General features: G+C 69.5%; 29 protein-coding genes and 1 riboswitch. Of the genes, 16 read left to right on the top strand and 13 right to left on the bottom strand.

The features are described 5' to 3' along the window. Window positions 1–35 precede the first annotated feature (35 nt). Window positions 36–200 (bottom strand): 50S ribosomal protein L33, encoded by a 165-nt coding sequence (gene rpmG / locus AC07FA_RS06970; RefSeq protein ID WP_479073669.1) that lies wholly within the window; start codon window positions 198–200, stop codon window positions 36–38. 129 nt (window positions 201–329) lie between these two features. Here rpmG and AC07FA_RS06965 point away from each other — a divergent pair, with 129 nt between their 5' ends. After that, window positions 330–551, top strand: a complete 222-nt coding sequence (locus AC07FA_RS06965; protein WP_479073668.1) for a DUF6480 family protein — start codon at window positions 330–332, stop codon at window positions 549–551. A 92-nt stretch (window positions 552–643) separates the two neighbouring features. Here AC07FA_RS06965 and AC07FA_RS06960 read toward each other — a convergent pair whose 3' ends face one another. Continuing rightward, window positions 644–1030, bottom strand: a complete 387-nt coding sequence (locus AC07FA_RS06960) for a VOC family protein (RefSeq protein ID WP_479073667.1) — start codon at window positions 1028–1030, stop codon at window positions 644–646. A gap of 228 nt (window positions 1031–1258) precedes the next feature. Here AC07FA_RS06960 and AC07FA_RS06955 point away from each other — a divergent pair, with 228 nt between their 5' ends. Next, a complete protein-coding gene (locus tag AC07FA_RS06955) occupies window positions 1259–2215 on the top strand; it encodes a metallophosphoesterase family protein (protein WP_479073666.1) in 957 nt (318 codons plus the stop codon). Next, window positions 2212–2907, top strand: a complete 696-nt coding sequence (locus tag AC07FA_RS06950) for a 4'-phosphopantetheinyl transferase family protein (RefSeq protein ID WP_479073665.1) — start codon at window positions 2212–2214, stop codon at window positions 2905–2907. The genes AC07FA_RS06955 and AC07FA_RS06950 overlap by 4 nt, the downstream gene beginning before the upstream one ends. Window positions 2908–2946: 39 nt before the next feature. On the opposite strand, the gene AC07FA_RS06945 is transcribed toward AC07FA_RS06950, so the two are convergent. Then, entirely contained in the window at window positions 2947–3510 is a 564-nt protein-coding gene (locus tag AC07FA_RS06945) for a histidine phosphatase family protein (protein ID WP_479073664.1), read from the bottom strand. A gap of 112 nt (window positions 3511–3622) precedes the next feature. Then, window positions 3623–3771, top strand: a riboswitch (adenosylcobalamin (AdoCbl) riboswitch). Window positions 3772–3774: 3 nt separating this feature from the next. Between AC07FA_RS06945 and AC07FA_RS06940 the strand changes: the two genes are divergently transcribed. Continuing rightward, window positions 3775–3990 carry a CbtB domain-containing protein gene (locus AC07FA_RS06940; protein ID WP_479073663.1) on the top strand — a complete coding sequence of 72 codons (216 nt, stop codon included), beginning with the start codon at window positions 3775–3777 and terminating at the stop codon, window positions 3988–3990. A gap of 25 nt (window positions 3991–4015) precedes the next feature. Continuing rightward, entirely contained in the window at window positions 4016–4789 is a 774-nt protein-coding gene (locus AC07FA_RS06935) for a CbtA family protein (RefSeq protein WP_479073662.1), read from the top strand. A 135-nt stretch (window positions 4790–4924) separates the two neighbouring features. Here the strand turns inward: AC07FA_RS06935 and AC07FA_RS06930 are convergent, their stop codons facing one another. Next, window positions 4925–5440 (bottom strand): GNAT family N-acetyltransferase, encoded by a 516-nt coding sequence (locus AC07FA_RS06930; RefSeq protein ID WP_479073661.1) that lies wholly within the window; start codon window positions 5438–5440, stop codon window positions 4925–4927. A gap of 180 nt (window positions 5441–5620) precedes the next feature. On the opposite strand from AC07FA_RS06930, the gene AC07FA_RS06925 reads away from it, so the two are divergent. From AC07FA_RS06925 to AC07FA_RS06915, 3 genes are read left to right on the top strand one after another with little or no spacing between them, the layout of a single operon-like run. Next, window positions 5621–6367, top strand: a complete 747-nt coding sequence (locus AC07FA_RS06925; RefSeq protein WP_479073660.1) for an SDR family oxidoreductase — start codon at window positions 5621–5623, stop codon at window positions 6365–6367. Between the two features lie 56 nt (window positions 6368–6423). After that, on the top strand, window positions 6424–7320 hold the full coding sequence (locus AC07FA_RS06920; protein WP_479073659.1) for an SDR family oxidoreductase: 897 nt from the start codon (window positions 6424–6426) through the stop codon (window positions 7318–7320). Window positions 7321–7354: 34 nt separating this feature from the next. Further along, the gene (locus AC07FA_RS06915) at window positions 7355–8089 is read left to right on the top strand and encodes a TetR/AcrR family transcriptional regulator (RefSeq protein WP_479073658.1); all 735 of its coding nucleotides are present in this window, start codon (window positions 7355–7357) and stop codon (window positions 8087–8089) included. 137 nt (window positions 8090–8226) lie between these two features. Here AC07FA_RS06915 and AC07FA_RS06910 read toward each other — a convergent pair whose 3' ends face one another. Further along, the gene (locus AC07FA_RS06910) at window positions 8227–8580 is read right to left on the bottom strand and encodes a tetratricopeptide repeat protein (protein ID WP_479073657.1); all 354 of its coding nucleotides are present in this window, start codon (window positions 8578–8580) and stop codon (window positions 8227–8229) included. A gap of 152 nt (window positions 8581–8732) precedes the next feature. Between AC07FA_RS06910 and AC07FA_RS06905 the strand changes: the two genes are divergently transcribed. From AC07FA_RS06905 to AC07FA_RS06890, 4 genes are all read left to right on the top strand, one after another. After that, the gene (locus tag AC07FA_RS06905) at window positions 8733–9698 is read left to right on the top strand and encodes a pirin family protein (RefSeq protein ID WP_479073656.1); all 966 of its coding nucleotides are present in this window, start codon (window positions 8733–8735) and stop codon (window positions 9696–9698) included. Between the two features lie 625 nt (window positions 9699–10323). Then, window positions 10324–10479 (top strand): hypothetical protein, encoded by a 156-nt coding sequence (locus AC07FA_RS06900; RefSeq protein ID WP_389421102.1) that lies wholly within the window; start codon window positions 10324–10326, stop codon window positions 10477–10479. Between the two features lie 206 nt (window positions 10480–10685). Continuing rightward, window positions 10686–11147, top strand: coding sequence for an ArsR/SmtB family transcription factor (locus AC07FA_RS06895; protein WP_479073655.1), 462 nt, complete (start codon window positions 10686–10688; stop codon window positions 11145–11147). Continuing rightward, complete coding sequence (locus tag AC07FA_RS06890) at window positions 11078–11374, top strand: recombinase family protein (protein WP_479073654.1); 297 nt, start codon at window positions 11078–11080, stop codon at window positions 11372–11374. The genes AC07FA_RS06895 and AC07FA_RS06890 overlap by 70 nt, the downstream gene beginning before the upstream one ends. Here the strand turns inward: AC07FA_RS06890 and AC07FA_RS06885 are convergent. After that, window positions 11337–11669 (bottom strand): putative quinol monooxygenase, encoded by a 333-nt coding sequence (locus AC07FA_RS06885; protein ID WP_479073653.1) that lies wholly within the window; start codon window positions 11667–11669, stop codon window positions 11337–11339. The genes AC07FA_RS06890 and AC07FA_RS06885 overlap by 38 nt on opposite strands. 59 nt (window positions 11670–11728) lie before the next feature. Between AC07FA_RS06885 and AC07FA_RS06880 the strand changes: the two genes are divergently transcribed. Continuing rightward, entirely contained in the window at window positions 11729–12073 is a 345-nt protein-coding gene (locus AC07FA_RS06880; RefSeq protein ID WP_479073652.1) for a MerR family transcriptional regulator, read from the top strand. Window positions 12074–12093: 20 nt separating this feature from the next. Here the strand turns inward: AC07FA_RS06880 and AC07FA_RS06875 are convergent, their stop codons facing one another. The 3 genes from AC07FA_RS06875 to AC07FA_RS06865 form a co-directional block, all read right to left on the bottom strand. Continuing rightward, window positions 12094–12339: a S8 family serine peptidase gene (locus AC07FA_RS06875; RefSeq protein ID WP_479074249.1), complete on the bottom strand. Its 246-nt coding sequence runs from the start codon at window positions 12337–12339 to the stop codon at window positions 12094–12096. 551 nt (window positions 12340–12890) lie between these two features. Continuing rightward, window positions 12891–13217 carry a GYD domain-containing protein gene (locus tag AC07FA_RS06870; protein ID WP_479074248.1) on the bottom strand — a complete coding sequence of 109 codons (327 nt, stop codon included), beginning with the start codon at window positions 13215–13217 and terminating at the stop codon, window positions 12891–12893. A gap of 455 nt (window positions 13218–13672) precedes the next feature. Further along, window positions 13673–14596 carry a LysR family transcriptional regulator gene (locus tag AC07FA_RS06865; RefSeq protein WP_479073651.1) on the bottom strand — a complete coding sequence of 308 codons (924 nt, stop codon included), beginning with the start codon at window positions 14594–14596 and terminating at the stop codon, window positions 13673–13675. A 144-nt stretch (window positions 14597–14740) separates the two neighbouring features. Here AC07FA_RS06865 and AC07FA_RS06860 point away from each other — a divergent pair, with 144 nt between their 5' ends. Further along, window positions 14741–16216: an MFS transporter gene (locus tag AC07FA_RS06860; RefSeq protein WP_479073650.1), complete on the top strand. Its 1476-nt coding sequence runs from the start codon at window positions 14741–14743 to the stop codon at window positions 16214–16216. Between the two features lie 26 nt (window positions 16217–16242). Further along, a complete protein-coding gene (locus AC07FA_RS06855; protein ID WP_479073649.1) occupies window positions 16243–16746 on the top strand; it encodes a pyridoxamine 5'-phosphate oxidase family protein in 504 nt (167 codons plus the stop codon). A gap of 289 nt (window positions 16747–17035) precedes the next feature. On the opposite strand, the gene AC07FA_RS06850 is transcribed toward AC07FA_RS06855, so the two are convergent. The 4 genes from AC07FA_RS06850 to AC07FA_RS06835 all read right to left on the bottom strand — a co-directional run bounded on the left by AC07FA_RS06850 (window position 17036) and on the right by AC07FA_RS06835 (window position 21208). After that, complete coding sequence (locus tag AC07FA_RS06850; RefSeq protein ID WP_479073648.1) at window positions 17036–18322, bottom strand: MFS transporter; 1287 nt, start codon at window positions 18320–18322, stop codon at window positions 17036–17038. Then, entirely contained in the window at window positions 18319–18858 is a 540-nt protein-coding gene (locus AC07FA_RS06845; RefSeq protein WP_479073647.1) for an ArsR/SmtB family transcription factor, read from the bottom strand. The genes AC07FA_RS06850 and AC07FA_RS06845 overlap by 4 nt, the downstream gene beginning before the upstream one ends. 189 nt (window positions 18859–19047) lie before the next feature. Then, window positions 19048–20190, bottom strand: coding sequence for a S1 family peptidase (locus AC07FA_RS06840; protein WP_479073646.1), 1143 nt, complete (start codon window positions 20188–20190; stop codon window positions 19048–19050). Between the two features lie 433 nt (window positions 20191–20623). Then, window positions 20624–21208 (bottom strand): helix-turn-helix domain-containing protein, encoded by a 585-nt coding sequence (locus AC07FA_RS06835; protein ID WP_479073645.1) that lies wholly within the window; start codon window positions 21206–21208, stop codon window positions 20624–20626. A 117-nt stretch (window positions 21209–21325) separates the two neighbouring features. Between AC07FA_RS06835 and AC07FA_RS06830 the strand changes: the two genes are divergently transcribed. Beyond that, entirely contained in the window at window positions 21326–22162 is an 837-nt protein-coding gene (locus AC07FA_RS06830) for an EamA family transporter (protein WP_479073644.1), read from the top strand. Window positions 22163–22170 lie beyond the last annotated feature (8 nt).

Genomic DNA, 22170 nt, shown 5'->3' with positions numbered 1-22170 from the left:
GGGGGCCGGGACGCGGGGGTCGAGGTGGGGAGGGATCAGCGTTCTTCGCGGAAGTCCACGTGTCGGCGGACGAGCGGGTCGAACTTGCGCAGGACGAGCCGGTCGGGATTGTTCCGCCGGTTCTTGCGGGTGACGTAGGTGTAGCCGGTGCCGGCGGTGGAGCGGAGCTTGATGACCGGGCGGAGTTCGGTGCGAGCCACGGCGACACTATATGGCAATGATTTCCATGTTCAAAAAGAAACCCCTCATCGATGCATGGCGGTCGCCATCACCCAAGGAAGATGGGGTGAATTCGGTGCATCTCTGTATAAATGGGTACGTGGGAAGGTATGAGCACTGGAAATCCCGACCCGGATCCGCGCAATACGCCCGGCCTGGAGCCCGGTGGGGGCGTCCCCACCGGTGACACGCCCCCGGCCGAAAGCAGTACGTCGGAGGCGGGGCCGTGGAACGAACCACCCAGGGGATGGGCGAAGGGGCCGCTGATCGCCATCCTCCTCGTCGCGGTGGTGGTGGCGGCCTTCTTCCTCGTCTACGCCATCCTCGTATGAGCTGCGCAGGTCACCCGGTACGTATGAGCTGCGCAGGTCCCCCGTGCGTCAGCTCCGGTGATCAGCCCGGCCGGTGCGCGCACCGACCGGTGTCAGGGGCGGTACCGCAGAGGGTGATCGGCGGGCACCTCGGTCAGCACGATGCGGTGGCCGTCGGGATCGGCGATCCACATCTCGATCAGGCCCCAGGGTTCGCGCAGCGGCGCTCGCAGCACGTGCACTCCGCGGCTCGCCAGTTCCTCGTGCGCGGCCTCGCAGTCGGCGACCTGCATCCAGAGACGGAGGGTCGCGGTCGGCAGGTCGTGCGACCGTCCGGACACCTCAAGGAAGCCGCCACCGAGGAAGTAGACCGTCCCGCGCTCCGGCCCGGTGCCGAATTCCCGGTACACGGCCAGGCCGAGAGCTTCTCCGTAGAAGTCCCGTGAGGCCTCTGGGTCACGCGGTCGAAGCAACACCCGGCTGCTCAGTACATGCACCATGAACGCGACCCTACGTCGATACTCGGCCACCCCGCGGGCTCCGCGTGCCGAGTCGTCCGCAAGTCACCCGAAGCCGCCACCCGCGACTCACGACCGGCCGCCCGCCAACACGGCGAACACGGAAGATCGCAAGCACGCTGACACCCACCCGTGAGACGGTGAATTCGAACGAACTCCGTACCTGCGGAACGGAGTCACGCATCGGCCGACAGATCGGGAAGCGCGTCCATGAGTCCTGCGAGCGAGCTCACCCCGGACGGCACCCGGCACTCCGCGCGGGGAGCGGGGCGGCTGCTTGCCGTGAGCGATCTGCATGTCGGAATCGCCGACAACCGGCCGATCGTCGAGTCTCTGCACCCGACGTCCGACTCGGACTGGCTCATCGTCGCAGGTGACGTGGCCGAGCAGGTGAAGGACGTGGCGTGGGCACTCGAACTGCTCGCGGGGCGGTTCGCCCACGTCGTATGGACCCCGGGCAACCATGAACTGTGGACGACCGACAGGGACGCCGTAGCGCTCCGGGGCCGGGCCCGCTACGACCACCTCGTCGAGATCTGCCGCACGCTCGGTGTGTCCACACCCGAGGACCCCTTCCCCCGCTGGCCGGGCCCGGACGGGCCGGTGGCGATCGCGCCCGTCTTCGTCCTGTACGACTACACCTTCCGTGTCCCGGGGACGACGACCAAGGAGGAGTCGTTGGCCCGCGCGCACGAAGCGGGCATCGTGTGCACCGACGAGTTCGTGCTGCACCCCGATCCGTACCCGACCCGCGACGACTGGTGCCGGGCCCGTGTCACGCGGACCGAACAGCGGCTGGCCGCACACGACCCGGACGTCCCTCTCGTACTCGCCGGGCACTGGCCGCTGGTGCGGGAACCCACATCGGTCATGTGGTATCCGGAGTTCGCCCAGTGGTGCGGTACCGAGCTCACGGCCGACTGGCACCGCAGGTTCAACGTGACGGCCGTGGTGTACGGCCATCTCCACATTCCCCGTACGACCTGGTACGACGGGGTGCGCTTCGAGGAAGTCTCGATCGGCTACCCCCGCGAGTGGCGTGAACGGGGCCACCCCAGAGGGTTGTTGCGCCAGATCCTGCCGTACGAGGAAGGGCCCGGCACTCCTGACGGGACACGCTTCGACGCGGACGGAACGGCCCGCACCGGGCAGAAGGAGACGTCGTGATCGACCGGCTCCTCCCTCCGTACGTGGCCAGCGCCGCGACCTGTGAGGAGAACGCCCCCGCCGGAACCCTCTTCCCGGAGGAAGAGGCACTGGTGGCCACGAGCGTGGCGAAACGGCGGCACGAGTTCGCCGCGGCCCGCGCCTGCGCCCGTACGGCGATGGCTGCTCTCGGCCTGCCGCCGACTCCCGTGCTGCGCGGTCACCGGGGGATGCCGCTGTGGCCCACCGGATTCGTCGGCAGCATGACGCACTGCGACGGCTACCGCGCGGCAGCGCTGGCGAGAGCGGAGGATCTCCGCGGACTAGGGGTCGACGCCGAACCCAACGCGCCACTGCCGTCCGGCATTTGGGAGATCGTCTCACGCCCCTCGGAGCGGGAACGGCTCCCGGCGCGGCTCGACGTGGCGGGACAGGGGTCCGGCACCGACCCGGACCGGGTGCGGGCGGTTCACTGGGACCGGCTGCTGTTCAGTGCCAAGGAGAGCGTGTTCAAGACGTGGTTCCCGCTCACCCGCACCGAACTCGACTTCGACGAAGCGGACATCACCTTCCACCGCACCTCTGCGAGCGCCACAGAAGGCACCCTCACCGCGACACTGTTGCGGACCGCGCCCGGAATTCCACGGGTGCTCACAGGGAGATGGCTGGTTCACGACGGCATCACGGCCACGGCGGTCACCCTGCCCGTCTGATGCTCCTTCGGCGTGTGCGGCGCTCAACGGCGTCCGTACTCACAGTGCCTGACCGCACCTCAGATTCCAGCGGCCGTTACGGCCGCTGAGCTCTGTGAGGGTCAAAGGCGGCACGTCGAGGCGCCAGAACGCCTCCGGGGGCAGGCCGATTCCATGGACGATCGCGGCGCGCACGACTGAGGCTTCGGCGACGGCGAGCACCCGGCCGCTGTCCGCCGCCAGGCCGTCGAGCCAGCCGCCGACCCGGATGGACAGGTCCGACAGCGACTCGCCGCCGTGCGGAGCGGCGGACGGGTCGGTCAGCCAGGCCGTGACGGCCTCGGGTTCACCGGCGCTCACGTCGGACAGTCGTTCCCCGCGCCAGCGCCCCATGTCCCAGTCACTGAGGGAGGGTTCGGGAGCGGGACGAAGGCCGAGCGCCTCGGCGGTCCGCAGGCAGCGTTCGGAGCCCCCACTCACGTAGAGGTCCGCGCCCGGCACGCTGCCCGCGGCGGCACGGGCGCGACGTGTGCCGGCCTCGTCGAGGGGCGCGTCACCCTCGAACCGGGCCTCGCGCAGCGCGGCATTCATCGCAGGCGAGATCAACATCACTCGTACCGTCAATTCGCACTCCACTTTCCGCACCATGTCCGTTCCGACGCGCGACACATGGCGCGTTCGGGGTCCGCCGTCAGGCCGATTGCACCATGGCGGTGCCCAGCCACAGGCGATAGGGTCACGACGACCATGACGACGGTGTGACGGAAGCCGGTGAAAATCCGGCACGGTCGCGCCACTGTGAACTCGTATCTGATACGGGAAGTCAGACCCGGCACCGTCGTCTCAGGCACCACGATCGGGACGCGTGTTCCCACAGGAGGTTCTGTCATGGCACAGTCTGCTGCCACTGCCACCGGCGCACCCGCCATCACCCCCATCTCGCTGAAGGCCCTTGCACCTTGGGCGGCGTTCTTCGGCATCCTCATGCTCGTCCTGCTGTACTTCGTCGGCGCCGAGCAGGGTGCCATCTCGGTCATTGCCGGCGAAGGCGTCCACGAGTGGGTCCACGACGGCCGGCACCTGCTCGGTTTCCCCTGCCACTGAGATCCGATACGCAGGGGACATTCTCGTGAACTCCATATCTGTCAGGGCTGTGCTCGTCCGCGGGATGCTGGCTGGTCTCGTCGCGGGCGCGCTCGCCCTCGTCGTCGCCTACTTCCTCGGTGAGTCCCAAGTGGACGCAGCCATCGCGCTGGAAGCAGCCCATCATCACGACCACGGCGGCGGCGAGGAACTCGTCAGCCGCACCATGCAGGCCACCGGGGGACTCGCCACCGGCATCCTGGTGTTCGGCGTGGCGGTCGGCGGCATCGCCGCACTCGTCTTCTGTTACGCGCTCGGCCGCATCGGCGACTTCGGCCCCCGGGCCACAGCCGCCTTCGTCGCCGGCGCGGCGCTGCTGACGGTGTACGTCGTACCGTTCCTGAAGTATCCGGCAAATCCGCCGGCCGTCGGTGACCCGGGCACCATCGGACAGCGCACCGCCCTGTTCTTCCTGATGGTCGCGCTGAGCGTGCTGCTGGCCGTCGCCGCCGTCATCCTCGGCAAGCGGCTCGCACCCCGCCTGGGCAACTGGAACGCGTCGATCGCCGCGTTGGGCGGCTTCGTCCTGCTCATCGGGCTGGCCTATGCCTTCCTGCCCTCGTTCAACGAGGTCGGCAAGGACTTCCCGGCCACTCTGCTCTGGCAGTTCCGGCTGTCCACTCTCGCCATCCAGGCGACGCTGTGGGCGGCCTTCGGTCTCGTCTTCGGATATCTGACCGAACGCCTGCTGGAGCCGACAGCGGACAGCTCGCGCACGGGCACCGGAGCGGTGTCCCGGGCAGCGGGGGCGGTGAACTGAACGGTGGCAGGTGACCGGCCCGCCGGTCCCACGCGGCCCTGACTGATCCATACCGATCAACCACGCAACCCGCCGGGCGCTGCCCGGCGGGTTGCGTGGTTGTGGCGCGGGACCGCCGCCCGTTCATGAGGCTTGCTATGCGTCTTGCTGTGCGTCCCTTCCGGTCCAGTCGACCAGGTAGTGGTGCAGCTGGTCGTCCACCCCGACGAGCCGCATCCCGGCCGCTGTCATGACGCGGTGCGAGCCGATGTTGTCGAGGTCGGCGTCGCCCTTGACGGAAGCGACGCCTTGCGAGCGGGCGAACTCCAGCAGGGCGCGAAGCGCCTCGGAGGCGTACCCCTTTCCGCGGGCGCCGGGGGCCAGGCCGTAGCCGATGGTCACCTGACCGTTCTCGTCGGGTACGCCGTGAAATCCCAGGCCGCCGATCACCTGCCCGTCCTCGCGCAGCCTGATCTCGAAGGAGCCGAACGGCCGGGGGTCTCCGGCCGTCTCGCAGGTGCCGAGGTAGCGCCGAGCTCCGGACCTGTCGCCGACGGAGGGGTATCCGGGGGCCCACCGGGGATTGGCCCCTGGCTCGCTCTCCGCTATTTCTGCTGCTTCGACGGGGCTCATCAGGTGGAGCGCGAGGCGCGTTGTCACAAGGTCATCCATGAGTGGGGAAGTATCACGGCGCAAGGGCGGGGCGCATCCGAATATGCCCGGCAGGGGAGGGGTAGCGCTGACGAGTAACATCGCTATCGCGATGGGGTAGCGATGCTACGTGTCTGGTGTTAGCGTTGCTTCATGGGCTGGCGCAGGAAGCCGGCCCCTCCATCGCGAGGGAGCGTCGTCATGACTGAGCAGAACACCCCCGCCCGCCGGGTCGCCATCGTCACGGGGGGTTCGCGCGGCATCGGCCGCGCGAGTGCCGAACGGCTCGCGGCAGACGGCTTCGCCGTCGTCGTGAACTACGCGGGCAATCGCACCGAGGCGGAGGCCGCGGTCGCCGCCATCGTCGCCGCGGGCGGCGAGGCGCTCGCGCACCGGGCCGATGTGGCCGACGAGGTCGCTGTCGCCGCCCTCTTCGATGCGGCCGATGCGGCGTTCGGGGGAGTCGACGTCGTCGTCCACGCCGCGGGCGTGATGACGCTGGCACCTCTGGTCGACACGGACCTGGACGCCCTGGACCGGATGCACCGCACCAACATCCGTGGCACTTTCGTCGTCGATCAGCAGGCTGCCCGCCGTCTGCGCGAGGGCGGAGCGATCATCAACTTCTCCAGCTCCGTGCTGTCGCTGTCCCTGCCGGGCTACAGCGCCTACGCGGCCACGAAGGGTGCCGTCGAGGCCATGACGCTGATCCTGGCCCGTGAGCTGCGAGGCCGGGACATCACTGTCAACGCGGTCGCGCCCGGCCCGACCGCGACCGCCCTGTTCCTCGACGGCAAGGACGAGGAGACCGTGGCGCGGATGGCGGCGCAGGCACCGCTGGAGCGCTTGGGCACGCCGCAGGACATCGCGGAAGTCATCTCCTTCCTGGCGGGCCCTGCCCGCTGGGTCAACGGCCAGGTCGTGCGCGCCAACGGCGGCATCGTCTGAGGCGATCCACCCTCAACCCATCAGTCACGCCACCGACAGGGGATACCGGTACTGCCATGAACAAGGTCATCGTGATCACAGGTGCGGGTTCGGGTTTCGGCGCCCTCGCCGCGCGTGCCCTGGCCCGAGCCGGCCACACCGTTTACGCGGCGATGAGGAACACCACCACCCGCAATGCCGGACGCGTCGCAGAGGCCGCGGCGTACGCGACCGAGCACGGAGTCGACCTGCGCACCGTCGAGCTGGATGTGCTGTCCCAGGACTCCGCCGACTCCGCGGTCGCCGCCGTTCTCGCCGAGGCCGGACGTCTCGACGTGGTCATTCACAACGCCGGCCATATGGTCACCGGCCCCACCGAGGCGTTCACTCCCGAAGAGCTGGCCGCTGTTTACGACACCAATGTGCTCGGCACCCAGCGGGTCAACCGAGCCGCACTGCCGCACCTGAGAGCCCGGCGGCACGGGCTGGTCGTGTGGATAGGTTCCACCTCCACCAAGGGCGGCACCCCGCCCTACCTCGCACCGTACTTCGCGGCCAAGTCCGCCATGGACGCTCTCGCCGTCTCCTACGCCGCCGAGCTGTCGCGCTTCGGTATAGAGACCACCATCGTCGTCCCGGGCTCCTTCACCTCGGGCACGGATCATTTCGTCACCGGTGGCCATCCGTCCGACCCGACGGTGCTCGCGGCGTACGAGGAGCGGTACGCGGGGCTGATGGACCAGATATCCGGGCGGCTGGCCGACCTCGCTCCTGCCGACGCCGATGTGTCCCAGGTCGCCGATGCCATCGTGGAGGTTGTCGACACCGAACACGGCAAGCGGCCCTTCCGGGTCCATGTCGACCCTGCGGACGACGGCAGCGAGGCGGTCAGTGCCGTCGCCGACCGCGTGCGTGCGGAGTTCCTGACCCGCATCGGACTCGACGACCTGCTGACCCCCCGTGCGGGCGTCTGAACTGCGCAGGGCACCACTTGATAGCGTCCGTCCGATGAGTACACGAGCGCGCATTCTCGAGGTGGCGGCCGAGCTGGTCGCGGAGTCCCCGGACGGCGATGTCTCCACGCGTGCCGTGTGTGAGGCCGCGCAGGTGGGGGCCCCCGCCCTGTACCGGCACTTCGGGGACAAGGAAGGTCTGCTGTCGGCCGTCGTCGACCACGGCTTCGACGCGTATCTGGCGACCAAGCGGGAGCGCGGCGAGTCCACGGACCCGGTGGAGGATCTCCGTAACGGCTGGGACAGCCATGTGGACTTCGCCCTGCGCAACCCGAATCTGTACCGGCTGATGAACTCGCCCGCGATGCGCACGCCGCCGGCCTCGGCGCTCGAATCGCACCGGATTCTCACCCGGGACCTGGAACGGGCGGCGGAACGGGGAAGGCTGCTGGTCGCGCCCGAACTGGCGGCCCAGATGATCATGTCGGCCAACGTGGGCGTGGCGCTCATGCTGGTAGCCCGCCCGTCGACCTTCTCCGACCCCACGGCATCGCGGCGGGTCCGTGACGCGGTACACGCTGCCGTGCTGACACCCGACCCGGCGGACGGCGACTCGGTGGACAAGGCGCCGCCCCGCGCCGCGGTCCCTTCCACCGCGGCGACCCTGAGCGCCTTGCTGCGGCAGTCCCACGGGGCGGGTCTCAGTACGGCGGAGGCGGCCCTGATGACGGAATGGCTGGACCGTGTCTCCAACACGCAGGGCGGCCCGGAGCCGAAGCCCCGGGCCTGATGGAGCGGTCCCGGAGCCGACGCCCGGGCCCTGACCGGGCGAGTTCCGGGCGTCGCCACCCACGTCTCGGTGACCACCTCTGACCGTTACCACCTGGGAGAGGCAGCCCCCTGACCATTACAACCTGTTAGGTGCCGTCACGGCACGTCCGGACCGAAATCCCCGGTCAGTGCCGCCGCCATCCGCAGATGGGGCACGGCCTCCGCTTGCCGTCCCTGCCGCTCCAGGGTGCGGCCCAGCATCAACTGCGCGTAGTCCTCCACGGGGTCACGCTCCAGTACGGCGCGCAGCTCCGCCTCGGCCTTGCCGAGGCGCGCCGAGTGGTAGTAGGCGCGGGCGAGCAGCAGTCGCGGGGCGACCTGCTCCGGCGCCTCCTCGACCAGGCCACCCAGGATGCGGGCGGCGGTGAGGTACTCCTTCGCGTCGAAGAACATCTGCGCCCGGTCCCAGCGGTCGGCTGCTGTACCGAACTCGTAGTAGGTGTCGTTCACTGGTCCTCCTCGGCCGGCCTGTCGACGGATCCGGTCCGCGGCCTCGCGGCGATCCGTTCAGGTGCTTCAACACAGCATAATGGTTGAACATTCCACTAACATTTTGGCGTGGGGACCGGCACCGAGGCCCCCACGGGATTAGGTTGAGCGCCATGAGCAATCTCGATCGCCAGGCCACGCCCTCCGTCTGCGGAGGGCGCGGCTTCGTAGTCGCCGAGCCGGTACGCGAACTACTCGCCCCGCGCCATGTCCAGTTGGGCGAATCCACCGAGGTCCGCAGGCTGCTGCCGAATCTGGGCCGCCGCATGGTCGGCGCATGGGCCTTCGTGGATCACTACGGCCCCGACGACATCGCCGACGAGCCCGGGATGCAGGTGCCGCCGCACCCGCACATGGGTCTGCAGACGGTCAGCTGGCTGCACGACGGCGAGGTCCTGCACCGCGACAGCGTGGGCAGCCTCCAGACGATCCGCCCCCGCGAGCTGGGCCTCATGACCTCGGGCAAGGCGATCAGCCACTCCGAGGAGAGCCCGAAGCCGCACGCCCGATTCCTCCATGGCGCCCAGCTCTGGGTCGCCCTGCCCGACGCGCACCGTCACGTGGAGCCGCACTTCCAGCACCACACCGACCTTCCCACGGTCACCTCACCCGGCCTCATCGCCACCGTGATCCTCGGAGAGCTCGACGGCGCCACCTCACCCGGCACCGCGTACACCCCGATCGTCGGCGCCGACCTGGCCCTGACCGGCGGCGCCGAGGCCCGGCTGCCCCTCGACCCCGACTTCGAGTACGCCGTCCTGTCGATGTCCGGCGAGGCGGAGGTCGACGGCGTCCCCGTACTGCCGGGCTCGATGCTCTACCTCGGCTGCGGCCGCACCGAACTGCCCCTGCGCGCCCTCTCCGACGCCGGCCTCATGCTGCTCGGCGGCGAGCCGTTCGAGGAGGAGATCGTCATGTGGTGGAACTTCATCGGCCGTTCCCACGAGGAGATCGAGGAGGCCCGGCAGGCGTGGGCGGAGGGCTCCCGCTTCGGTGAGGTGCACGGTTACGACGGAGGTCGGCTGTCCGCTCCGGCGCTGCCGCCGGTGGCTTTGAAACCGCGGGGCCGGGTGCGCTGACCTGGGGTGGTGTTTCCTTGCTGACCCTTTGCTGACCTAACTGACTCGTAATCAGGTCACAGGGGCCATCGGATGGTCGGCGCCAACCTTGCTTGGTCCGTGCTCACCCTGAGCTGCTCCCCCTGTGGGATCGGGGAGGTGAGAGAAGTGGCCGCACCGCTGCATTCGCTTTTCCTTTGTCGGCCCCTGAAACGGCGTCCGTCGAGCACGATGCGGGCTTGGCCCCCTGTTCGTCGGTGGCTGTCCGGGGCGGCCGGGGTGCGCGACGTCGAGGGTGTCGGTTCCCGGGGGCAGACCGGCTGTCCGCCGATGCGCGGAAGACCTCGTCGAGTAGCCGGGCGGTCATGCGGGGAGCCTTGAGCCGGATCGGCTCGATGAGCCTGCGGCGGTCGGCCAGTCGCGGGCTGGCCGGGGATCCGGGCTGCCTCGGCCCGGTTCAGCAGCCGCTTCGTGAACGAAGTTTCGAGGGGGTGAGTGAATAACGTATCGCCGGGCACAAGGGCTATTGCACCGAGGTCGTGGGATTCGGAGCCGGCCGGGACCTACCAACCAAGGAAGCAACTTAGGCCGTTGTGAAACTCATACGCACACGCGTCCGAGTCGGACTTGACGATGGGATCTTGAAATGATCATTCTTGGGCTTATTCTGCTGATCATCGGTCTGCTTGTCGGCATGGGGCTGCTGACGACGATCGGCGGCATCCTCATCCTGGTGGGCGTCATCCTGTGGCTCCTGGGTGCGACCGGTCGCGCGGTCGGTGGACGCAAGCATTTCTTCTAAAGTCAGGGCGCCTCACCAACACGCTGCGACGAGTGGTTCTGCCGAACTGTCCATGGCTCCCTCCGCGTCGCTGAAAAGACGCTTACTGCTGTGACGTATTCGGTCAGGCGCCTGGCGTTGTGCCAGGCGCCTGACCGTTCTTTGAGGTGTTTGACGCGATAGGCGTGGGTGTATACCGCGCGGGCTCCCCGCATGGCGGTTGGGAGATGCCGACCGTCGACGCAACCGCCCTGGTGTCTCTGCTCGGTTCATCCCGAGCGAGACTGCTCAGCATTCTGGAAGAGCCGCTGCCCACCGTAGAGCTCGTCCGCCGTCTCAGGGTCACCCCCAGCGCAGTCTCCCAGCACCTGCGTGTCCTGGACTCCACAGGGCTGGTCACCCGGACACGTGACGGACGGCATGTGCTGTGCCGGAGGAGCATGCTCGGCGACCGGCTCACGACCATCGCTGTCGGGCCACGCACTCACGACACCCGAGGCACAGCAGTCCGTCCCCGTCCGGCCGGGCACCCTTCCACTCCACCGAGCCCCGGTACAGGTTCCCCAAACGGGGTTCGACGACAGTCAGGGTCCGATCCTCCGTCCGGAAGGACCCACGAGTGGGGAACCTGGTCTACGAGCGCATCTCGACCGGCCAGCAGTCGACCGCCCGGCAGGACCTCGTCCTGACCGAGGCCGGGATCGAGTATCCGGTCGTCTTCGAGGAGGACCCGGGCACCTCCAGCCGCCTCCGCCCCCTCCCGCGCCCGAAGTTCCGCGCACTCCTCGACTACGCCCGGCCGGGCGACACCGCGCACATCTCCGAGATGTTCCGCGCCTTGGCGGATTCGCGGTCCTTCGCCTGTCGCGGGCATCCCGTCAGGCGGGAACCGGTTCGGCCTCGGTGTACGGGCTGAGCATGGTGTCGAAGTAGCCCTCCGGCGCTCCCTCCAGGAAGGTCGACAGGTTTTCCAGGAAGGCGCGCAGCGGGGGCGTCGCGTTGTGCCGGTCCAGGTCTTCCTGCGAACGCCAGACCTCGTACAGGAAGAAGCGGCCGTCCTCGTGCTCGTGGAGGTGGTACTGCAGGTTGCCGGGTTCTTGCCGGGTGGGCTCCACGAACGAGGAGAGGATGCGCCGCACCTCATCCGCGCGTTCTGGCCTGGGGCGAAGGAAACCGTAGAGGGCGATCGGGCGGTCCGCGCTGTTCGTCATGACCTTCACGTTAAGATCTCACATCAATGTGAGATTCAAGGGGTTGTGAGGAGCACCACATGAAGATCGGCGAGCTCGCCGCCGCGACGGACACGGCGGTCCGACTGCTCCGTTACTACGAGGAACAGGACCTCCTGAAGTCCCACCGCCTCGACAGCGGCCACCGCCGCTACGACGACAGCGCCCCCACCGTGGTCCGCCGCATTCGCGCACTGCTGGACGCCGGCCTGCCGACCAGGGTCATCCGCGACCTGCTCCCGTGCGTTCGCCAAGACGGCACGGTCGCCCAATGCAAGCTGGAGACCCTCCAGGAACACCTCCAAGGGCTGGACGACCGGATCTCAGCGCTGACGGAAACCCGCACCTCCCTGGCTGGTCTCATCTCTGCCGCCCAGGCCCGCTAGCCAGTACTCGGGTATGACCGTCACCGCGCGTCCGTGGCGGTGTCACTGGTGTGGTAGGTGGAGTTGATGGTGGTGCCCGGGGCGAATATGCCCAGGCAGGAGCCGTAGTTGGAGAACGAGGCGCGGGCGTCGTTGCTGTCGGTCGCGCCCGCGGTGATGGCGTTGGGTGTGGAGGCGGGGGATACGCGGCAGGCGTCGGTTGTGCTGTTCTCGCCATACGCTGCGCCGCATCCGTCCGGCCGTCTTGTTGGGCCAGCTCGCCAGATCGCAGTGAACCATCGAGAACCGGCTGCACTTCGTCCGCGACACCGCCTGCGCCGAAGACCCCTCGAAGCTCCGCACCGGACACGGCGCCGAGAACATGGCGACCCTCCGCAACCTGGCGATCAACACGCTGCGGCAGCACGGGCACCGCAACATCACCGCCGCCCCCGACACACCTCCTACGAGCCCTTCAGTTGCCCGCTCGACCTCCTGGGCGTCGCCTAACGAGACCTCCGACCAGCACACTCACAAGATCACGGGGCTTCGCAACGGCCCTGGGGTCCGCGGTTAGCCACACGGCAGCCGTGCGAGGGACCGTCAGGCTCGCAACCCGGACGGGCCAGAGCCCCGACCCTTCCAGGACCGGGCCCCGAACCCCAGCCGTTCCGCCACCGCTTGGGCGACGGTCGACTTCCCGACGTTCGAAGCCCCCCGAGCAACTCCACCCGCGCACCGTGCAGGCCGGCGACCTTACTGATCGTCACAGGGTGCAAAGGGGCGCCAGCCAGCCCACCGCGTCTTGCCCGGGAAGTCGGATCATGGGCCCGGACCGCTACGCGCCCGGCGCCCGGTACTGGACTCGTTCGGCTTTGCGCAGGGCGTCCATGGTTTCATCGACGGTCAGGAGAACCGTCGTCTCGAACGAGCTGAGCGCGCCGCCTCCACTGATCGCCAGCGCGACCGCGGCCATGGACACGTTGTCGGGGGCCTCCCACAGGTTGTAGCCGTCGTGCGTGCCGAAGGCGTACCAGAAGCCGTGGAGCTTCCCGCCGACGGACTCGATGTACGCCTCAGCGGCCTTTGAGCGGTCTTCGGGGTGGACGATCAGCCTCGCCCACGTCTCCGGTGTGTAGCTGAACCTCGATAGATAGAGCGGCATCATGTCTCCCTCTCGTTCCACCAAGGGATGCCCCGGCGGGGCGGGAGACGCGCCGGGTGCGGCCCGCGTGTCCCCCGAACGGCTGGGCACGACGACCGGCACGGCCGCAGCCAACGGGCACGTCCGCGTACGGTTCGGTCCGCGTGACGGCTACCGGTCGCACCCGGCCCACGCGGTGCGAGCTCCTTCCTGGCATGAACGCCCACCCCTCATGAGGTGTCGAAGCCGGGGCCCCGGGGCTGGTACCGGGGCCCCGGCACGGCGGGCGTCAGAGGACGGGTATCGCCCGTTAAGTCATTCCGCATGCTGACGGGGTGCCTGAGGACGGGGGACAGGCCTGGTGATCACGATCAACCTGGCCGTGGTCTTCCTCCTGGAGGGCTTCCCCTGGTTCCTGCCGGACGATCCGAACCGCTACGAGTGCGTCTACGACGTCGAGACCCTGGACCGAGGGCTCAGCCCGGCACCGAACTGCGCGGATCCCCGTGCGCCATCTCCCGCGCCACCTCGCGGGCGGCCCTGGCGAAGGCCTCGACCGGTCCGGTGCCCTGCCCGGTCCGCCACACCAGGCCGTAGCTGACCGGTTCCGCGTCGGTGAAGGGGACGTAGGCGACACCGGGGCGCGCGTAGTACGTCGCCGTGTGCGCGGGAGCGAGCAGCGCGCCTCTGCCGCCCGTGACCAGCATCAGGGCTTCCTGCATGTTGGTCACGACGGGGCCGCGCGCGATCGACCGGCCGGCCGGTGTGCGGAGGGGGACGTGGTGCTCCAGCCAGTAATCCGGCAGCTCGCCCGCGAGCGTGAGCAGGGGGACGTCGGCCAGGTCCTCCAGGGACACCGAATGCCGCGCGGAGAGGGGGTGCGCCGAGCCGATCACGAGGACCCGCTCCTCGGCGAGCAGCGCGGGCCCGCCGCCCAGATCGTCCTCGCGTACCGGGAGCTCCTGAAGCTGGACGTCGAAGTCCCCCTTGCGCAGCATCCCGTACGGGTCGGTGAGCGGTACCTCGCAGATCTCCACGGCGAGCCCGGGATGGCTGATCCGCAATGCCTCCGTCGTCTTCATGACGATCTCGCCGGTCAGCGGGTTGGCGAAGCCGACGTGCAGCACCGTGTCGATCCCGCGCGCGGCGGCGGCGGCCCGTGTGAGCGCGTCCTCGATGCCACGGTGGTGCGGTGCGAGGTCCGCGCGCAATTGCCGGCCGAGTGAGGTGAGGGCGACCCGGCGGCTGGTGCGGATGAACAGCGGGGCGCCGACCCGGCGTTCGAGCCGCTGCACCAGCTGGCTCACCCGGGCCCGGGAGAGCCGCATCTTCTCGGCGGTACGACCGAAGTGCAACTCCTCTGCGAGCAGGAGAAAGCACTCCAGTTCGTCGCGTTCCATCGAAGACCCCCAGGTAGAGCGGATCGGTAAGCCTGGTTGAACGAACGTTGCAATCATCGCCGTTGTTCCGCCTGACCGCTCTGGCCGAAGGTGAGGGAGCCGCCGGAAGGCGGCCCCAGCCCCTTCCCCCATCGAGGAACCACCATGACTTCGCTGAGTACGAATCCCCAGAAAACGGCAGGAGCCCTGAGCGCCCGGGACTGGGGCGTACTGCTCGTCCTGTGCGGCGCGATCTTCCTGGAGGGCATCGATGTGGCCATGCTCAATGTGGCCCTGCCGTCCATCCGCACCGACCTGGGTCTGTCCACTGGTTCCCTGCAGTGGGTGATGAGCGCATACGTCCTGGGATACGGCGGCTTCATGCTGCTCGGCGGACGGGCCGCCGACCTCTTCGGGCGCCGGCAGATGTTCGTCTTCTGGCTCTCGGTCTTCCTGCTCTTCTCCGGGCTGGGCGGATTCGCCACCGAGGGCTGGATGCTGATCGCGGCCCGGTTCGTCACCGGAGTCGCGGCCGCCTTCATGACCCCGGCGGGCCTGTCCATCATCACCACGAGCTTTGAAGAGGGCCCGCGGCGTAACAAGGCGCTGCTCTTCTACTCGGGCACCGCGGCCGGTGGCTTCTCGATCGGCCTGGTCATCGGCGGTCTGCTCACCTCGGTCGGCTGGCGCTGGGTCTTCTTCGCCCCGGTGGTGCTCTCCGCTCTGATCCTGCTCGCCGCGCTCGCCTTCGTACCCAAGTCGCCGCGACCAGCCCGCACCGGCCGGAGCGTCGACCTGGCGGGCGGCCTCACCGTCACCGCCGCGATCGTGCTGATCGTCCTGGGCGTGGAGCGTGCCTCTCACACCGATCTCACGCAGACCGTGCTCACCCTGGGTGCGGGCCTCGCGTCACTGCTCGCCTTCCTCGCCATCGAAGCCCGCTCCGCCAACCCCTTGGTCCGCCTCGGTATCTTCCGCAGCGGCGCTCTGGTCCGCGCCAACCTTGCCGGACTCCTTTTCGCCGCGGGCTTCTTCGGCTTCCAGTTCCTGGTTGTCCTCTACCTCCAGGAACTGCGCGACTGGTCCAGCCTGCAGACCAGCTTCGCCATGATCGTCATCGGTATCGACGCGATCCTCTCGCCTGTCCTCGTCCCCAGTCTGGTGACTCGCTTCGGCAGCGCACGCCTCATCCTCGGTGGCCTGCTCATCGCTTCGCTGTCGTACGCCCTCTTCCTGCCGGTCGGCGCCGACTGGACCTACCTGGCGATGCTCCCCAGCCTGCTGCTCCTCGGCGTCGCCTTCGCACTCGCCTACGGCCCGCTCACGATCGTCGCCACCGAGGGCGTCAAGGAGGAGGAACAGGGCCTGGCTGGCGGACTTCTCTACACGTCCTTCCAATTCGGTGCGGCGCTCGGCCTCTCGGCGACCACGGCCGTCAATGTCGCGGCCACCACGTCGAGTGCACCGGCCGCGCTTCTCGACGGCTACCGGGCGGCGCTGTGGGTGCCGCTCGCCGCGGCCCTGCTCGCCGTGCTCATCAGTGCCTTCGGGGTGCGTTCGCGAACCGACGGCACGGTGATCGCCTCGGATACGCCGGCCGCCGATGACCGTGCGGCCGTCGAACTCCCCGCCTCCCGCTGACCCTCCCCCTGGAAGGAGCACGCGCCGTGCCCACCACCCAAGCCGCCGCCTTCACCGATCTCCAGGACACCTTCTTCAGCTACGTCCGCGACATCAAGTACGCCACGATGATCACCGTCGATCGGGAGAACCGCCCCCGCGCCCGGGTTCTGCTCCCCGTGTGGGAGGTCGTCGACGGCCGCCCCGTCGGGTGGCTGGCGGCGTACAAAACCCCTGTCAAGACGGCCCACCTGGCCCACAGTCCCCACACCACGTACTCCTACTGGAACCCCCGCCAGAACACCGTCCATATCGATGCCCTCTCCACCTGGGCCGACGACGAATCCGCCAGGCACCACGCCTGGGACCTCTATGTCAGGGGCGGGCCGCCGGGGGTGGGGTACGACCCGGTCCACTACTGGCGGGGTGGCCCTGAGGACCCCGAGTACCACGTGATCCGCATCGAACCGTGGCGGATCCAGCTCGTACGCGGCTCGGATCTGCGGAGCACGATGTGGCGGCCGGCAACTGCGCTGATGTCCGGCGCGTAGATCAGGACGGGCCAGGGCTCTTCGTCGAGCCTTGGCCCACCTCACTGTCCCGCATCAGCGTCGGATTGCCTTGCCCCGGTCAACCCGGACCGCGGGCATCGGCTGCACAGAGGCCTTGGACCGCACGTATCCCACGCGAAGGAGCCTTCCCCCATGCGCAGACCTCTCAGGCGGGGTGCCTGGCCGGCCACGACGGTACTGAGGGCGCTGTCAGCCGCCGGTGCCGTCCCGCCGGCAGGGCCTTCCGGATCCGGTCACTTGGCACTGGCTCAACGGCCTCGTGGAGCCCCTATACGGCACCCTCATGAGCGGGGCTCAGGGGTGCCGGGTGTTCTGGGCCATCGGTCGGTGCGGCGGCACGCAGGGCCGCCTGGACCCGGCGGTTGCTGGTCATGGTCGAGGTGACGGCGGTCATGGTCAGCAGGAGGCCGGCGGCGGCGTAGAGCGGGGTGCGCACGTCGTACGTGGTGGCCAGCCAGCCGCCGAGGAAGGCGCCGAACGGGGCGGCGCACATGGCGAGCATGCGGGAGGTGGAGGCGACCCGGCCCATCAGGTGGGCGGGGACGATCGACTGCCGGAGGGAGGGGACGAGCACCATCGTGGCGCCCATGCCCGCTCCGCAGACGGCGAGCGAGAGGCCGGCGACATACGGGTTCGGGGCGGCGGCAAGGCCCAGGATGGCGAGTCCCTCCACCGCGGCCGTGCAGGTCAACGCGGTGCCGGTGCCGAGCCGTCGGCCGAGGAAGGAGGCGATGCCCGCGCCGAGCAGACCGCCGGCGGCCTCCGCCGTGAGGAGCAGGCCGAAGCCGAACGTGTCGATGCCGAGACGCTCGTGCGCGAAGAGAGCGAGCACGGTCTCCACGGCGAGGAAGGCGATGTTCCCGACCGCCGGACGCAGTGCGAGCCCGAGCAGCAACTGATCCCGGAACACGTACGAGGCACCGGCCCGCGCCTGCCGCAGCAGCGACTCACGGGCGCCTCCGGCAGGCCGGGGCGTCGCGGGCAGCGACCGTACGAGCAGTGCGGAGACCGCGAACGACACCGCGTCGGCGAGCAGCGGTACCGCCCGCCCGAGCGCGAGCAGAGCGCTGCCCGCAGGTGGCCCCGCGAAGCCGGACGCGGCGGTCTGGGTGCCGCGCAAACGGGAGTTGGCGCGCTCCAGCAGCGCGGCGTCGCGGCCGAGCAGATCCGGCAGATAGGCCGTGGCGGCCGTGTCGAAGAAGAGCCCGCCGAGGCCGAGCAGGAAGGCGACGCCCGCGAGCAGCGGAATGCTCAGCATGTCGAGCGCGGCCGCTGCCGCCGGTATCGCGAGCAGCACCGCACGCGCCGCATCAGCGACCCACATCGTGTGCCGACGGTCCCAGCGGTCCACCAGCGCACCGCCGAGCACCCCGAACAGCAGCCACGGCAGCGTTCCGGCCGCCGTGACGACGGCCAGCGCCATCGGATCCCGCGTCAACGTCAACGCGAGCAACGGCAGCGCGGCATGCGACACCCCGTCGCCGAGCGAGGACACCGTCTGCGCAGTCCACAGCCGTCCGAACCCGGTCGGCAACTTCCGTACGTCTGAGGTCACTTGGCGTCCTTTGCGGCCTGCTCGCGCGGTGCCGGGTGGAACAGCGCGAAGACCAGTGACGCGTCCGGCAGCGACGGATCGGACAGCTCCCTGTACTCGTCCGCCAGTGCCTGGAGCCGCGCGCCCAACTGCGCGAACTGCTCCTCGGTGAGCCGCAGATGCGCCATCCGTACATGCCGCTCGCCGTCCACCGGCGCTGCCTCCAGGTCTGCCACCGCATGCCGCATCAGCACATCCGGCCCTCCCTCGCCCGGATCCGGCAGCACGATCGCCCGCGCGGCCATCGCGTAGTACCGCTCGGTGACCCCCCGGACCTTCCGCGTCCGCACCACCTTGACCAGGCCCGCCCGCTCCAGCAGGCGCACGTGATAGCTGGAACTCCCCTTCGCGAGGCCCAGCCGTTCGGCGATCTGCGTAATCGTCGCGGGCTCGAAGCGGAGTACGGCCATGATCCGGTGACGCGTGAGATTGGAAACGGCGCGCAGTTGTTCGTCAGTGGTGACCCGGAACGTCTCGGGAAGATCATCGGTAGGCATGCCCCTAATAGTCAACACTTCTTGACCATTAGGCAAGGGGGTTTGGCCCGGGCTTCCGAAATCGTCTGTCCGGCACGTGACATCGGCTTCACGATGCTGCGCGGCGGGTGGGTGACCTGGGGTGGTGTGCCTCGGCCGGTCGTCCACCCGGTGCACGGCCGTGGTCCGTGGCCGTGCACCGGAGGCCGGTCAGGCCGTGTGCAGGGTCAGGCCATACCTGCCGAGGATCTCGTTGACGGGCTGGAACCACGTCTCGCCGCCGGAGGAGCAGTTGCCCCAGCCGCCGGAGGTGACGCCCTGGGCCTGGTCGCCGCTGATGAACGCGCCTCCGGAGTCGCCGCCCTCGGCGCAGACGCTGGTCTTCGTCATCTGGTGGACGGCGCCCTGGCTGTAGTTGACGGTCTCGTTCTTGGCCAGGACGGTGCCGCAGTGCCAGTGCGTCGTGGAGCCCGAGCGGCAGATCGAGGCACCGACCGGTGCCTCGGCGGAGCCGCGTACCAGCCGGTCCGGGACCGTGCCCCAACCGAGGACGACCGGTACGGTCCACCAGCCGCTGTGGATGCTCACGTACGCGTAGTCGTCGCCGGGGAACGAAGATCCCTGGAAGGTGCCCATGGCGGACCCGTCCCAGCCACGCACCGCGGCCCCGGCCCTCCCGCAGTGACCGGCCGTCACGAACCCGCCGTGCACGGAGAAGCCGATCGAGCAGCGGACGTTGCCGGTGTAGTACGGGTCGCCGCCGACGGTGCCCGCCGCGTACGTACGGGGCGCCGCGGCCGTTTCGGCGACGGTCACGGGGCCGTTCCCGCGGGCCTTCTCGACGAAGGCGCGCACGGCGGGCGTGTTCCGCTCGGCACGCACGACCGTGACGACGACGCTGTTGGCCTTGGGGTCGACATGCCAGCCGGCCACGCCCGCGGGTGCGGAGAGCGCGTCGAGCCGTGACTTGGCACGGTCCAACGCGGCGGCGCTGTGGCGGACGATCCGCGGCTCGGCGCCCAGGGCGCGCACGTCGGCCGCCTCGCTGCGGTCGGTGAGGGCGACGACGAGCCGCCCCGTGGCCGGTTCGAACCACGATCCGCCGTACGCGCCGCCCGCGGTCTGCCGGGCCGCCTGCTCGACGGCTGCGGCCGCCTTCTCGGCGCGGAGCCGCTTCTCCGCCTGCGGCCCGGTCAGTCCGAGGTCCTGGCCCATGGCTTCGAGCAGTCCGGCGGAGGCCGCGGGCGGGTCGGCGACGGGGGTGGCTTGGGCGGCTCCGGCGTGGGCGCCGCCGAGTCCGACGGTCAGCAACAGGGCCGCGACGGCGGCGTGCAGAGAGGTGGTGCGTTTCACGAGGCCTCCAGAGATGGGGGATCGAACGCATTGAGAGCGCTCTCAACGAAGCGCCGGAGGTCACGCTAGCGGGGATGTATTGTCAGGTCCATACCAGGAATCGGACACGCGGCCGGGCCGGGCGAGCCTCGCGTAAGAGGCATGGGGACCACGGCCCCTGGTCCGCGCACCTGTATCGCCAATCACCTCGACGGCTCACTCGCCGACGCCACCGGCCGCGCCAAGTGCCGTCATGGAGCGGTGTGTTCGGAGGGTCGACGCTGCCTGGGGCTCTCGTCGGCGGCACAAGCGGCGTTGCCGTCGAGCGCGATGGCGCAGCGACGTGTCCCGGGTCGGTGTCGATGGAACCGCCGCAGAGTGGGGGAGGGCTCAGTCCTGCCGTGGCCGTGCGACCGAGTGGGCGCTGTGCGCTCGCCAGTCGCAGTGGTCCGTGTCAAGCGCCGCCTGCGGGGCCGGGAGGCAGGTGCACGGTCATGATCAGGTGGCAGGTCTCGTCGCCTGCGCCCCGGTAGGTGTGGGGGGCGTCGCCGTCGAAGGCGGCGGTCTGGCCGGTCTCGACCGGGTGCTCGGTGCCGTCGACAACCAGGACCATCTGCCCCGAGGTGACGCTGACGGTTTCGACGACTCCGGCCTGATGGGGGTGGCTGGGGTACTCCTCGCCCGGTTCCAGGTGCCAGCGCCAGACCTCGACCGGGGCGGGGTTCGACGTCGTCAGCATCAGCCGGGCCTCGCTGCCCTGGGCTCCCACCCACAGTGGCATCACGGCGTCGGCGTCCACGACCCGGACGCGGCCTTCGGTCGGCCCCTCCATCAGGGCGGACACCGAGACACCGAGAGTGTCGGCGAGCCTGACGAGCGTGGCGAAGTTCGGGTTGCCCTGGGCTTTCTCGAGCCCGACCAGGGCTCCCTTGCTGACCTTGGCGCGCCGGCCGAGTTCGTCCAGGGACAGCCCGGCGCGGGTGCGGGCTGCCCTGACGTTGTGCGCGAGCGTCCGCAGGGCTGCCTCTGTCTCGGCCATCCGATCACCATCCTCGCGAGTGGACCACTGGAATGCACCGGCCGGTCGTTTGGTTGACACGGGTCGGTCGATCCGTTGTACGGTTTGGTCGTTCCATTGAATAGTAAGGGATGTACCGTGATCGCTCTGCTGCTGGCTCTGGGCAGCTCACTCGCCTACGGATGTGCCGACTTCCTCGGTGGCCTCGGCGCCCGGAAGGCCCATGTCCTGCGCACCGTGATGATCGCCGCCCCGGCCTCTCTCGTGGTCGAGCTGCTGCTGTGGCCGTTCCTCGGCGCCACGTTCAGCGCGCGGACCCTGGCCTGGGGCGCCGCCTCAGGTGTCGCGTCGGCCGCCGCGTTCGCGCTCCTCTACAAGACCCTGGCCATCGGCCCGATGAACGTGCTCTCCCCGGTGACGGCACTGGTCTCCGCCGCGCTGCCCGTCGGCGTGGGGCTGCTCCAGGGCGAGCACCTGGGCCTGGCCGGGCTGATCGGTCTGCCGCTCGCGCTGGCCGCGGTCGTACTGGTCAGCGCCGGACACGGCGCCGGTGCGGTACGCCCGTCCCGCACCGCGCTACTGCTGGCCCTCGGCGCGGGTGCCGCGATCGCCCTTCAGCTGATCTTCCTGCACCAGGCCCCCTCCGACAGCGGGGTCGGCCCGCTGATCATCGGCAGGGCGGTGTCCTCGGCCGTCACCCTGACCGCGGCAGGGCTGCTGTACCGCCGCTTGGGCAACGAGAAACCCGCATACGCGATGTCGGCCACCGCCGGTGTGCTGGACTCGGTGGCGAACCTGCTGTTCCTGCTCGCCGCCCGCAGCGGTGACCTCGCTGTCGTCGCCGTCGTCACCGCCCTCTATCCGGCCGGCACCGTCCTGCTCGCCCGCGGCGTCCTCGCCGAACGCATCCACCGCGGCCAGCTCATCGGGCTCGGCACCGCCGCGGCCGCAGTCAGCCTCCTTGCCCTCACCTGATCACCCCA

It is taken from the genome of Streptomyces sp. NPDC045968 (assembly GCF_056430475.1).
This window is presented reverse-complemented; position numbering and strand designations above follow the sequence as displayed.